This window comes from Agrobacterium sp. DSM 25558, from assembly GCF_900100825.1.
In the GTDB taxonomy this organism is placed as follows: Bacteria; Pseudomonadota; Alphaproteobacteria; order Rhizobiales; family Rhizobiaceae; genus Agrobacterium.
The window spans coordinates 131,615-144,400 of sequence record NZ_FMUD01000007.1; the positions used below are offsets into that span (position 1 = coordinate 131,615).

Consider the following 12,786-nt stretch of genomic DNA (forward strand, 5'->3'; position numbering starts at 1 on the left):
GTCCATGGACGTCAAAGTTTCCAACATTACCAAGCAGTTCGACCGCTTTCCGGCATTGGACAATGTCTCTCTCGATATCCGTTCCGGGGAATTGATCGCATTGCTCGGCCCTTCCGGCTCCGGCAAGACCACGCTTTTGCGTCTGATTGCCGGACTGGAGCAGCCCACCGATGGCCAGATATTCTTTGGTGATGAAGATGCCTCCCACCGCTCTGTGCAGGAGCGCAATGTCGGCTTCGTCTTCCAGCACTATGCCCTGTTTCGCCACATGACGGTCGCCGATAATATCGGTTTTGGCCTGAAGGTGCGCCCATCCTCTAAACGTCCGGCGAAATCCGAAATACGCAAGCGGGTCTCCGACCTCTTGGATATGGTGCACCTTTCCGGCCTCGAAAACCGCTATCCTAACCAGCTCTCCGGCGGCCAGCGTCAGCGTGTGGCGCTGGCCCGTGCGGTTGCCATCGAACCCAAAGTTCTGCTGTTGGACGAACCTTTCGGCGCGCTGGATGCCAAGGTCCGTAAGGAACTGCGCCGCTGGCTGCGCGAGTTCCACGACCGCACCGGCCACACGACAGTGTTCGTGACGCATGATCAGGAAGAAGCGTTGGAGCTGGCCGACCGTGTGGTCGTTATGAGCCAGGGCAAAATCGAGCAGGTCGGCACTGCCGACGATGTCTACGACACCCCCAACTCGCCCTTTGTCTTCTCCTTCATCGGAGAATCGTCCAACCTGCCGGTCACCATCCGCGATGGGCACATGCTGTTTCAGGGAGAAAACATCGGCGTACGTGATGCCTGCGAAGGCGACGGCGATCTGTTCTTCCGCCCGGAAGATGTGATCCTGACCGATGACCGCGATGCGCTCTACGGCAAGGTTACCATCTGCCGCCGTCTGGCGGGAACGCGTATCGCCGAAATCGACATCGCCAACAACGGCCACGAACCGCACCACTTGGAAATCGAAGTCCCGCTCGACGCAACAGTCGCCGTCGGCAACGAAGTCCGCTTTCGCCCAACGCGCTGGAAAGTCTTCCGCAAGTAAAGCCCAGAATAGGAAAAGGGCCGCTTGTGGCGGCCCTTCCATGAGTTTGGTCTCGTTTCAGACCTGGAAACGTTTAACAACGTCCCGCTGGAAGGCGGATCAAGCCGAGGGCTGCCTCGTCAAAATCAAATCCTTTCCATTGCCTGCTACGAAGACCGAAATCTCATTAGACATTGGATCACCTTCCTTTCACTACGTTGAACATGAGAAGAAGGTAATACGATTCGGCGAGATTGCAAGGGGTGAGAAAATTCACGCCGCCTTTTCTGCTTTCATGTCGAATGACTGGACGAACGAGGTTTATGTTTCGCTCCCTAGCGCTTAGCCAAAGCAACTCTACCCTTGATCATCGTTTCGCGAAGCTTGGTTTTGATTGCTTGGAAAAACTCTGGAGGAATCATGCCGTAATCATAACGGCTCGGATTGGAGGGAAGCGGCCTGAGATGGTTTCCTGGCCACTCAAATCTGTTGACTTCGCTCAAACGAATCCAGTTGGTTTGCTCATCCAGGCCAAGCTGGTCGCAAAGTTCGACAGGAACTTCGATTGATAGGTCCTCCTCGCCAATTTCGGGAGGAGAATGTGTGATGGGCACGACAATCGTGTCGTTGTTCGTGGAATGATAAAGGATAATAGCGCAGGGCCTGTCCTTGCTTCCGGTAGACAGGCCTTGGCTTTTTTCCTTATCCCACAAATAGTTGTAACGGACGACAAGGCCCGGGACGGGAATTGGGTAACTCACTCTGATACTTTGCCATACTCGGCGTTCATGATCAGTGTCATGGTTTCATCATCTAATTCGCTTACCCGGATGACCTGGCGTTCGCGCCTTTTCAAATCTTGATAGTGAAGGAGCTCGGAAGCAGACAAAAACGCTCCGATCGTACGGTTGTGGGCCGTAACTTCAATGACCCCTTCAGATTGCACCTGTTCCCTGAATGTCGTAAACTTACGAGCGAAGTCAGTTGCTGAAACGCGCAAAGTTTGAGCCATGGCCGGTAATCTCCTTCTTGTGTAAAATACGAATTTTACACATTTTGTCAAGCGGATGAGACGGCGAGTATGTTCGCAGACGTTACAGTCTCATCACGATCTTGCCGATATGGCTGCTCGACTCCATCAACCTATGACCATCTGCAACGTGGTCAAAGTCTATGATATCATGAATAACCGGCGCAATTTCACCAGCTTCCAGCAGCGGCCAGACCTGCGTTACCAACTCATCGCGGATGGCGCGTTTTTCGTCTGCGGTGCGCGGGCGCATGGTGGAACCGGTGACCGTCAGGCGTCTGACCATGATGGGGCGCAGATCGACTTTTTCGGCCATATTGCCGCCCAGGAATGCGATGATCGACAGACATCCGTCCTTGGCAAGCGAGGCGAGGTTCTTCTGGAAATAGGATGCGCCGATCATGTCGAGAATGACATCGACGCCCTTACCGTCGGTCTCGGACTTGATGACTTCGGCGAAGTCCTCTTCGCGGTAGTTGATCGCTCTTTTAGCACCGAGCTTTTCACAGGCCTCGCATTTTTCCTTCGAGCCCGCAGTGGTGTAGACATCAGCGCCGAAAGCCTTGGCAAGCTGGATGGCCGTTGTGCCGATACCGCTGCTGCCGCCGTGGATCAGCACGGTTTCACCTTCCGTCAGCCCTGCCATCTGGAACAGATTGGCCCAGACGGTGAAGAAGGTTTCCGGCAGTGCGGCGGCCTTCACCGCGTCATATCCTTTCGGAAAGGGCAGGGCCTGGCCCGCAGGCACCACGCAATATTGCGCATAACCACCACCATTTGCCAGTGCACAGACCTGATCACCCAGTGCGAACTCGTTGACCCCTCCGCCCAGTGCCACGACTTCTCCGGCAATCTCCAGCCCTAGAACCGGGCTAGCATCCTTGGGCGCTGGATATGTGCCCTGCCGTTGCGCGACGTCTGGTCGGTTGATGCCCGCCGCCTGCACCTTGACGAGAATCTCTCCAGCTTTGGGGGCTGGCAAAGGCCCTGTCGCGAAGGTCATGACGTCGGGTGCGCCGAAGGTTGGCAGGTCAACAAATTTCATCGTTTCGGGCAAAGTCATCAAGGGCCTCCGTCGGGTTTCATTGCCCTGAACTTAGGTCACATCTGCGGCACTTAAAAGAAGGCGCATTGTCGCTGAGCTCAAATAGTCTCGCCGTAGGTGCGCATGACAAGGCCAAAGTCGTTTTCCTTGGCAGCCTTCTTGATCGTGGCGATCTCGCCGCCGATCCGCTCCGGGTCGCCAATGATCAAGCCCTTGGACAGTTGAAGCACGCCGATGGAGCAGCGCAGCAGGGCAAAGTCCCGCTCGTTGCCAAACCGGTCGTGGCCCTTGATCTGTCCCGCTGCGCGGTCCTCGTCCGAATAAAGCTGCACCACGTCGTCGTGAAAATCGCTCAGCAGGCGCTCGAGAATTTCCGTGACTTCGTCCTGCGTCCAGTCGCGAACGCCGATGAAGAAATCGTCGCCGCCGATATGGCCAAGGAAACAGTCGCCGGAAAAGAAATAGCGTTTCATCAGGGCCGAAAACAGCGTGATGGCATGGTCGCCAACATGGAAGCCGTATTTATCGTTGAAGGGTTTGAAATTGTCGAAATCGCAATAGCAGAAGAAGCGGTTATCGTCGCTGTCGCCACAGCTGTCTTCGATGAAGCCGCTGATGGCGCGGTTACCGGGCAGGGCCGTCAGCGGGTTCTGTTCCTGCGCCAGCTTCAGCTGCTTTTCATTGATGACCTTGATCAACGATGCGGCGGACACCACGCCGATATAGCGCATGTTTTCGGTCAGAATAACGCACGCGCTGCCACCTGTATTGGCAAAGACGTTCATCAACTGATCAGCATCCGCATCCAGCCCGACGATGGGCGCGCCATCGACGAAATGCGAAATTGTCCGCTCGTAAACCTTGTTTTTGAGAAGATCGCGACCGAACGGCTGGTAGATGTATTCTTTCAGGTGGTGTTCGTTGATAACGCCGCGCGGCTCTCCATTGGCGTTGAGAACCGGAAAGAAGGCCTGTGCCGGGTTGCGGCGGAAGAGCTCGAAAACGCTGTCGATGGTATCGTTTTCAAAAACAGTCGGCAGACGCTCGATCTGCCGGCGGATGAGGATTTCGTCCAGCGTCTGGCTGCTGCGGCGCGTTTCGCCCAAGTGCTGGAGATGTGGAAAACCGCTCTGCAACTCGCTGACAAAGGTCGTGGGGCGGGAGATGAACCAGCCCTGTACCAGATCAACGCCATGTTCGCGGCAGGCCAGAAATTCCGCTTCGGTTTCGATGCCCTCGGCAATCACCCGCACACCCAACACATGCGCGATGTTGACGATGTTCTTCACGAGATGACGCTTGCGCGGATTACGGTCCACACCGGAAATAAAGTATCGGTCGATCTTCAGATAATCGACCGGAAAATCGCACAGAAGCTTCATCTCGCCGTGGCCGACGCCGAAGTCGTCGATTGCCAGTTTGAAACCTTCCTTGCGCATGCGCCCGATCAGCGCACTGAATTCCGGCACGCTGGTATTGTCGAAACGTTCTGAAAGTTCAAAGCAGATGGAGGACGGCGGAATGGATGCCTTGGCGAGATGCTCCAGAAGCTTGTCCAGAATGGCATCGCCATGCGGTATCAAGCGAACATCGAGATTGAGAAACAGAGTTGCTGAGGAGAATTCCGGCAAGGTGGAGAACTTCGCCAGCGCCCGTCCGGCCAGCATCTGTTCCACGGTCAGAAGCTGCCCATCTTCGGCAATCTGGTCCAGAAGATCCAGCGGGCTGGAAAAGCCGATGCGATCGAAACCGCGCATGAGCGACTCATAGCCGAATACGGTGCCGGTAGACGCTTCGACAATGGGCTGAAACGCTGTTTCAAGAACAAGTTTTGCCATAGAAGCCATTTGCCCGCTAGCAAAACGCCTGATGACGTCCGGGTCGATCGCCGTCGACATTATGATCTTCTCCACCGACGCGCCCTGTTTTATGGTTTTGGCGGGCGCTCTTGCGCAGGAGAATGTCCGAAAGTTCTCAACAAAAACTTTCTCGTTGATGACGCTTCTTTGAATTTTTTATGACAGCACTGCAACCCGCTAAAATAGCTTTAGCGAAACAGCATCAGTGTTTTAGCCATGCCGCCTTTTCAGGGCGTGGGCTGCATAAAGCTCTGCAACGTTCAGGTGTTCGCCCGCTGGGGCGAAAGAGTTACCTCGCTTTGAAGCCTCGTTTCGACCAGCAGTCTCAACCCAAAGCCGAAGAGCTGCACGAACGACTTCGCTTCCGGATGCGTAGTCTCCGCAGTCGACTGCCTCGCGCATCTTCGCAGCTTGTTCCGGGGAAATAGATACAGTTACCATAGGCATCATGCTTCTCCCTGTTTGATCGTTCCGCGCTGCACAGATGTGAGAGCGAACCGTCATGGCCGTTTTAAATGTTCGTCACTGGCCAATCGTGAGCGAACTTGCGTGATTATTATATTAGCACAAATGTGAAGTGCGCCCGAAGAAACGCCGACCTCCCTTTTATGTTCCAAGTGAATGTTCGTTTTACAAAACGGGAAAGTGCAGCAAAAACCGCCGCGCAGCCAAGCGCAGCGCGCCAGCAACTTCCGTTCATCAAGCGAATGCCATGGGTCATGCGTACGACCTCTCATCTGCCAGTGAGCATAACCTACCACATTTGCGGTAACGGACAAGGTTTCCAACCACGTTGGAGACGGCGCAAAGAACACGTTCGCGTGTCGCATTTATTATTGATTGATCAGTCAATCAATAATAAATTGCCTTCCAAAGGAGAGTGCCAATGCCCAAACTCGGAATGGAGCCGGTGCGCAAGAAAGCGCTGATGGACGCTGCACTTCGCACCATCGGTCAGCAGGGCTCCCTGAATGTGACCATGTCGGATATCGCCCGTGAGGCAGGAGTATCGGCGGCGCTTGCGCATCATTATTTCGGCAGCAAGCAGCAGCTTCTGCTGGAAACCATCCGCAGTCTGCTGCGCGCCCTTCGTGTCGACGCGATTGCGGCGCTGAGCCGGGCATCAGGCCCTCGGGCACGGCTAAGCGCCATCGTGCGGGTCTCGTTCCAAAGTGACCAGTTCACCAATGAAACGGTTGCCGCATGGCTTGCATTTTATGTGGAATCCCAAAGATCCGAAGACATGCGCCGCCTGCTGGTCATTTATAACAGACGCTTGCGTTCCAATATCGTGGATAGCCTCAATCGTCTGTGCCCGCCGGATGATGCAGCCCGCATTGCGGAAGGGGCGGCGGCCCTGATCGACGGGCTCTATATCAGGCACAGTCTTCAGGCCGCACCACTCGGCATCTCCGCAGCGCCAGCGCTGGTGGAGAATTATTTCGACACACAGCTCAAACCTTTTGCGGACGCCAAGCCGTCCATTCGCCTTTTGTAAGGACCACATAATGACATTGAAAGCCCAGCCGAAAGCCTCGCATTTCATCGATGGAGATTACGTCGAAGATGCTGAAGGTACTGTATTCGAAAGCATTTACCCGGCCACTGGGGAAGTCGTTGCGAGGCTGCATGCTGCCACGCCCGCTATCGTGGAACGCGCCATTGCTTCCGCGAAAAAGGCACAGAAGGAATGGGCGGCCATGAGCCCCACGGCGCGCGGCCGCATCCTTCGCCGTGCCGCCGATATCATCCGCGAGCGCAACCGCGCTTTGTCGGAGCTTGAAACGCTGGATACGGGCAAGCCCATTCAGGAAACCATCGTCGCGGATTCGACCTCCGGCGCGGATGCCTTCGAATTCTTCGGCGGCATCGCGCCCTCTGCATTGAACGGCGATTACATCCCGCTCGGCGGTGATTTTGCCTACACGAAGCGCGTGCCGCTGGGCGTCTGCGTCGGCATCGGTGCCTGGAACTACCCGCAACAGATCGCCTGTTGGAAGGCCGCACCTGCGCTGGTTGCTGGTAATGCCATGGTTTTCAAGCCATCGGAAAATACTCCGCTCGGTGCGTTGAAGATTGCGGAAATTCTGGTGGAAGCTGGTTTGCCGAAGGGCCTGTTCAATGTCATCCAGGGCGATAGGGACACCGGCCCGCTGCTGGTCAACCATCCGGATGTCGCGAAGGTTTCGCTCACAGGCTCCGTGCCAACGGGCCGTAAGGTGGCCGCGGCTGCTGCCGGGCATTTGAAGCACGTAACCATGGAACTGGGCGGCAAGTCGCCGTTGATCGTGTTCGATGATGCCGATATCGAAAGCGCCGTCGGCGGTGCCATGCTGGGCAACTTCTACTCGTCCGGCCAGGTCTGCTCCAACGGCACGCGCGTATTCGTACAGCGTGGTGCAAAGCAGCGTTTCCTCGACAACCTCAAAGCCCGCACCGATGCGATGATCATTGGCGAGCCTATGGATGAGGCGACCCAGATTGGCCCGCTTGTTTCCAAGGCGCAGCAGGAAAAGGTGCTGGACTATATCGAAAAGGGCAAGGCCGAGGGCGCCACGCTCATCACCGGCGGCGGCATTCCCAACAACGTGCCGGGTGAGGGCGCTTACGTGCAGCCGACGGTGTTTGCCGATGTGACCGACACCATGACAATCGCCCGCGAGGAAATCTTCGGACCGGTCATGTGCGTACTGGATTTCGATGAAGAAGATGACGTCATCGCCCGCGCCAACGCCACCGAATTCGGCCTGGCAGGCGGCGTCTTCACAGCGGACATTAACCGCGCGCACCGCGTGGTGGACCAGCTGGAGGCGGGGACGTTGTGGATCAACACGTACAATCTTTGCCCGGTTGAGATGCCGTTTGGTGGGTCGAAACAATCAGGGTTTGGGCGTGAGAATTCAGCGGCGGCGCTTAGTCATTATAGCGAGTTGAAGACGGTGTATGTTGCAACGGGGAGGGTGGATGCGCCGTATTGATCGAGATCAGAGGCTCATCCTCGTCCTTCGAGGCCCGTTTCACGGGCACCTCAGGATGAGGATGAGAGCACGCGTTTCGGCATTCAGCACTCCACAGCAACGCACGTTTTCAACGACAAAACGCAACGTCTCTCCACCTCATCCTTCGAGGCTCATTTTATGGGTACCTCAAGATAGGGATGAGAGCAGGCGTTTCGCCCTCAGGCACCCGAGCACTCACGTTCTTCAACGAAATAAATGCACAACCTCTCTCCACCTCATCCTGAGGTGCCCGTGAAACGGGCCTCGAAGGACGAGGTGGCTACAGCAAAGAGCAACCACAATGCAAAACGCAGATTTCGTCATCGTCGGTTCGGGTTCCGCAGGCTCTGCCATGGCTTACCGCCTGTCGGAAGACGGCAAATATTCCGTCATCGTCATCGAAGCCGGCGGTTCCGATTTTGGCCCCTTCATCCAGATGCCAGCCGCCCTTGCATGGCCGATGAGCATGAAGCGTTACAATTGGGGTTACCACTCAGAGCCAGAGCCGAACCTCAACAATCGGCGCATCACCGCGCCGCGCGGCAAGGTCATTGGCGGCTCATCCTCCATCAATGGTCTCGTCTATGTTCGCGGCCATGCGGAGGACTTCAACCGGTGGGAGGAGCTTGGCGCTCACGGCTGGTCCTATGCGGATGTGCTGCCCTATTACAAGCGGATGGAAACCAGCCATGGCGGCGAGGAAGGTTGGCGCGGGACGGATGGACCATTGCATGTTCAGCGTGGGCCGATGAACAATCCGCTCAACCACGCCTTCGTCAAGGCCGGTGCGCAGGCGGGATTTGAACTGACGGACGACTATAATGGCTCCAAGCAGGAGGGTTTCGGCCTGATGGAGCAGACCATTCACAATGGTCGCCGCTGGTCTGCGGCCAATGCTTATCTGCGGCCCGCGCTGAAACGTAGCAATGTTAGGCTCGTGCATGGCTTTGCGCGCAAGATCGTCATCGAAAACGGCCGCGCCACGGGTGTCGAGATCGAGCGTCGGGGCGGGGTGGAAACCATACGCGCCGACCGAGAGGTGATCGTCTCGGCCTCGTCCTTCAATTCGCCCAAGCTGCTGATGCTCTCCGGAATCGGCCCCGCCCAGCACTTGCAGGACATGGGCATCGAGGTGATAGCGGATCGCCCCGGTGTCGGTGCCAACCTTCAGGACCATATGGAATTCTATTTCCAGCAGGTCTCCACCAAGCCGGTCTCGCTCTACTCATGGTTACCATGGTTCTGGCAGGGCGTTGCAGGCGCGCAGTGGCTGGTGACGAAGGGCGGCCTCGGTGCATCCAACCAGTTCGAGGCCTGCGCCTTTCTGCGCTCCGAGCCGGGCCTCAAACAGCCTGATATCCAGTTCCACTTCCTGCCCGTTGCCATCTCCTATGATGGCAAGGCGGCGGCGAAAAGCCACGGCTTTCAGGTCCATGTCGGCTTCAACCTGTCGAAATCACGCGGCAGTGTCACGTTGCGATCGTCTGATCCAAAGGACGATCCGGTCATCCGTTTCAACTATATGAGCCACGCCGAAGACTGGGAAAAATTCCGCCACTGTGTGCGCCTGACGCGGGATATCTTCAGCCAGGCGGCATTCGATGATTATCGTGGGCCGGAAATCCAGCCGGGGGAGGCGGTGCAGTCCGACGAAGACATCGATGCGTTCCTGCGTGAGCATCTGGAAAGCGCCTACCACCCCTGCGGCACCTGCAAAATGGGCGACCGAAGCGACCCAATGGCGGTCGTAGATCCCCAATGCCGGGTCATCGGCGTGGACGGCCTGAGGGTGGCAGACAGCTCGATCTTCCCGCACGTCACTTATGGCAACCTCAACGGCCCTTCGATCATGACAGGCGAGAAGGCGTCGGACCATATTCTGGGGAGACAGCCGCTGCCGCGCTCCAATCAAGAGCCATGGGTCAACCCGCGTGCGGAGGTAAGCGACCGGTAAGCGTCAGTGATAGTCGTCTTCGCGTTGATGGCGTACGGCCGCGACGGTTACTATCTCGGGGCTGTCGATGCGGAATAATACGATATATCCCGACGATCCAAACGGTACGAGAAGTTCACGTACGACACCGTTGCCGCCTTCGACCTTTCGGCAACTGAGGGGAAACTCGGTCAAGGTTTGCAGACCCGTTTTCACGGCGAGGATAGCCCTTTCGGCAAGATCGACATCGTAGACGACAAGAAAGTCGTAAATCCTGTCAAAATCTGCCAACGCGTCTGTGGTGAAGCGCAGCGCGTAACTCATCCGGCTTTTTTGGTTTGGGCGGCCTTGGCAGCGTCAAGCTTTCGTTTCATCATCGATAGGACGTCTTCAGTCGTATAATAAACGCCTGTTCGTTCGGCCTCTTGCAATGAAGCAAGCCCGCGCGCAATGAACTCTGCTTGCGATTTCCGAATCTCGACCTGGCGTCGTACGGAATCCTCAACGAAGGACGAGAGCGTTTCACCTTCCTTCAAAACGCTTTCGGCTGCTTCGCGAAAATCCGAGGTTACCCTCAGTGACGGTATCGTTGAGCTTTTCATAGCCGGCTCCATGCAGTGCAATTGCGATGCGCGATCCTGCGCCATTCCATAGCAATTGTCAAAGACGAGGTTGCAATCGTGGTCTGTCAGTCCGATAAGTGAGCCCTCTCCCCGGACGACAGAAAAGTTGCCATGCCTTCCAAATACAAGAAAATGAAGATGTTTCGCCGCTCCCGCGTCATGTGGGGTTCGTGGCGTGTGTGGAAACCGCGAGCCGTGTTCTGGACCGGCGCTCTGGCCGTCGGTGTCATCAGCGTTGCATTCGCAAAGATGGCGGATTGGGCGCAGCATCTGTTCTTTTCCGTCACCTCGTCGGGAGAGTGGGCCTTTCTTCTGCCGTTGATCATCACCCCGCTCGGTTTTGCGCTCTGTGCGTGGCTGGCCATCACGGTGTTTCCCAATTCCGGCGGTAGCGGCATTCCGCAGGCCATCGCGGCACGGCACTTTCATGATGATGAGGACCGGTCACGGTTGTTGTCTCTGAAACTGGCCGTCGGCAAAATCGTGCTGACCATTGCCGGTCTACTGTCCGGCGCTTCCATCGGGCGTGAGGGGCCAACCGTGCAGGTCGGCGCATCGATCATGCTTCAGGCGGCACGCATTGGTGGCATGGCGCAGGCGCGGGGATTGATCCTCGCGGGCTCCGCTGCGGGCATCGCCGCGGCCTTCAACACGCCTCTCGCTGGTATCGTCTTTGCCATCGAGGAAATGAGCCGGACCTATGAGGCGCGTTCCAACGGTCTGGTGCTGACGGCGGTCATCCTGTCGGGCCTCGCATCGCTGGGTCTTGTCGGAACCTACACCTATTTCGGAACGAGCACAGTTGTGGCCCAGACGGCGGCGGATTGGGGTCTGGTGCTGGTTTGCGGCATCGGTGGCGGTGTGTTCGGTGCGCTGTTCAGCGCCGGTGCGCTCAAAGCCTCGCAGCGCATTCGTCGCTGGAGCCATAGCGTGCCGTTGAAGCGGATGCTGATCGTGGCGGCCGGTTGCGGTCTAGCCTCCGCCATCATCGGTGTGGCAACGGGTGGTGCGACTTTCGGCACTGGCTATGAGCAGGCGCGTTCCGCCATCGAAGGGCAGGGCGCTCCGACCTTCTTCTTCCTCGAAAAGCTGGCATCGACCTTTCTTGCGATGATGTCGGGCATTCCCGGCGGTATTTTCGCGCCTTCTCTGTCGGTCGGTGCCGGTTTCGGCAGCACGGTGTCGTCCATTCTCGGCACCAGCATCGGGCTTGGTGCCATTCTCGGCATGGCCGGATATTTCGCCGGGGTCGTGCAGGCACCGATGACGGCCTTCGTCATCATTCTGGAAATGACCGGCAACCACGAGGCGGTCATCCCCATCATGGCGGCGTCCATGCTGGGCTATATCACCTCGCGGATGATTTCGGCGGAACCGCTTTATCACGGCCTGTCACGGGTCTTCATCGCGCAGGGTATTCGTGCCAAGCGCGCGCACCGTACGCCAGATGATCATACGCCCAACGTCGATGCCGTGCCGAAATAGCCGAGCCCCGGTATTTTGATGCCGGGGTTCACGATGTCGATCCCGGCGACGAGACCGAGGAAATTGATCTCGAAACCACTTCTGGCACCTGCGGAGACGCCGAGGAAGCCACCGAGCGAAACGCTGACATCCTTCCAGTCTTCGGCAATGTGGATGAACTCTCCATTGGGCAGATAATCGCGCCCGACAGCATCGGGCGGCAGCACCACACCCAGTTCCGGCACGTGGCGCAGCACATGCGCCACGAAGGTGTTGGAGTTGGGACCCGGATAGATGTGATAGCCGCCCGGCTTTCCATAGGGGTAATCGGCGATTGCCTGCTCGATTTTCGGGATCAACCGTTCTGCTTCCTCGCCGTGCAGTTCCACGACGCGGCGCGGCATGTTGGAGTACCAATAGGCATCGGGCGCATAGGCATTGCGGCGAATGGGATTACCCCAGCCCACCTTGTCGTAGCGCTCATACGTGGATGCCCCTTCTTTTTTCACCACGATCCAGGCATGGCTGGCAATCGAGCCTTTGAAGCCGCCTGTCATGGCGGAATAGACGTAGATGGCCGCAGGCTTATCGGCCTGTGCCTCCGGCAAAATACCCGCCGAAGACCAGCGGGCATTGCGATAGCCGGTGGGGTGCTCCTTCATGGCCCACAGCCCTGCCGACGCCAGCGCCGGCAACAGGTAGATGACGAAGACGGCGACTAAAAAACGTTTGGCAAATTTCAATGCGGCAACCTCGTGCATCGTGACGACAATTCCTTTAAACAACGATCCCAAATTCGCATTTTTTGAGGC

At 57.1% G+C, this 12,786-nt stretch carries 13 protein-coding genes; 5 read left to right on the top strand and 8 right to left on the bottom strand.

Annotated elements, in window-relative coordinates; translation table 11 throughout:
- The first annotated feature begins 4 nt into the window (after positions 1-4).
- Positions 5-1,042 (top strand): sulfate/molybdate ABC transporter ATP-binding protein, encoded by a 1,038-nt coding sequence (locus DSM25558_RS08445; RefSeq protein ID WP_077103855.1) that lies wholly within the window; start codon positions 5-7, stop codon positions 1,040-1,042.
- Positions 1,043-1,356: 314 nt separating this feature from the next.
- Here the strand turns inward: DSM25558_RS08445 and DSM25558_RS08455 are convergent, their stop codons facing one another.
- The 5 genes from DSM25558_RS08455 to DSM25558_RS29235 all read right to left on the bottom strand — a co-directional run bounded on the left by DSM25558_RS08455 (position 1,357) and on the right by DSM25558_RS29235 (position 5,402).
- Positions 1,357-1,782, bottom strand: coding sequence for a hypothetical protein (locus DSM25558_RS08455; protein WP_077103707.1), 426 nt, complete (start codon positions 1,780-1,782; stop codon positions 1,357-1,359).
- Positions 1,779-2,033, bottom strand: coding sequence for a hypothetical protein (locus tag DSM25558_RS08460; RefSeq protein ID WP_077103709.1), 255 nt, complete (start codon positions 2,031-2,033; stop codon positions 1,779-1,781). The genes DSM25558_RS08455 and DSM25558_RS08460 overlap by 4 nt, the downstream gene beginning before the upstream one ends.
- Positions 2,034-2,115: 82 nt before the next feature.
- Positions 2,116-3,114 (bottom strand): NAD(P)H-quinone oxidoreductase, encoded by a 999-nt coding sequence (locus tag DSM25558_RS08465; RefSeq protein ID WP_077103710.1) that lies wholly within the window; start codon positions 3,112-3,114, stop codon positions 2,116-2,118.
- Between the two features lie 80 nt (positions 3,115-3,194).
- Complete coding sequence (locus DSM25558_RS08470) at positions 3,195-4,994, bottom strand: GGDEF domain-containing protein (RefSeq protein ID WP_371479669.1); 1,800 nt, start codon at positions 4,992-4,994, stop codon at positions 3,195-3,197.
- A 171-nt stretch (positions 4,995-5,165) separates the two neighbouring features.
- Complete coding sequence (locus tag DSM25558_RS29235) at positions 5,166-5,402, bottom strand: ribbon-helix-helix domain-containing protein (RefSeq protein ID WP_077103712.1); 237 nt, start codon at positions 5,400-5,402, stop codon at positions 5,166-5,168.
- Between the two features lie 439 nt (positions 5,403-5,841).
- Between DSM25558_RS29235 and betI the strand changes: the two genes are divergently transcribed.
- From betI to betA, 3 genes are all read left to right on the top strand, one after another.
- The gene (gene betI / locus DSM25558_RS08480; protein WP_077103714.1) at positions 5,842-6,453 is read left to right on the top strand and encodes a transcriptional regulator BetI; all 612 of its coding nucleotides are present in this window, start codon (positions 5,842-5,844) and stop codon (positions 6,451-6,453) included.
- 16 nt (positions 6,454-6,469) lie between these two features.
- Positions 6,470-7,933, top strand: a complete 1,464-nt coding sequence (gene betB, locus DSM25558_RS08485; protein ID WP_200800737.1) for a betaine-aldehyde dehydrogenase — start codon at positions 6,470-6,472, stop codon at positions 7,931-7,933.
- Between the two features lie 322 nt (positions 7,934-8,255).
- A complete protein-coding gene (gene betA / locus DSM25558_RS08490; RefSeq protein ID WP_077103718.1) occupies positions 8,256-9,908 on the top strand; it encodes a choline dehydrogenase in 1,653 nt (550 codons plus the stop codon).
- Between the two features lie 3 nt (positions 9,909-9,911).
- On the opposite strand, the gene DSM25558_RS08495 is transcribed toward betA, so the two are convergent.
- Positions 9,912-10,211, bottom strand: coding sequence for a type II toxin-antitoxin system RelE/ParE family toxin (locus DSM25558_RS08495; protein WP_077103720.1), 300 nt, complete (start codon positions 10,209-10,211; stop codon positions 9,912-9,914).
- Positions 10,208-10,489, bottom strand: a complete 282-nt coding sequence (locus DSM25558_RS08500) for a YlcI/YnfO family protein (protein ID WP_077103859.1) — start codon at positions 10,487-10,489, stop codon at positions 10,208-10,210. Before DSM25558_RS08500 ends, DSM25558_RS08495 begins: the two co-directional genes overlap by 4 nt.
- A gap of 132 nt (positions 10,490-10,621) precedes the next feature.
- Between DSM25558_RS08500 and DSM25558_RS08505 the strand changes: the two genes are divergently transcribed.
- Positions 10,622-11,995, top strand: a complete 1,374-nt coding sequence (locus tag DSM25558_RS08505) for a chloride channel protein (protein WP_077103722.1) — start codon at positions 10,622-10,624, stop codon at positions 11,993-11,995.
- Here the strand turns inward: DSM25558_RS08505 and DSM25558_RS08510 are convergent.
- Complete coding sequence (locus DSM25558_RS08510; RefSeq protein ID WP_077103861.1) at positions 11,962-12,717, bottom strand: DUF3750 domain-containing protein; 756 nt, start codon at positions 12,715-12,717, stop codon at positions 11,962-11,964. The two genes, DSM25558_RS08505 and DSM25558_RS08510, sit on opposite strands and share 34 nt — an antisense overlap.
- Positions 12,718-12,786 lie beyond the last annotated feature (69 nt).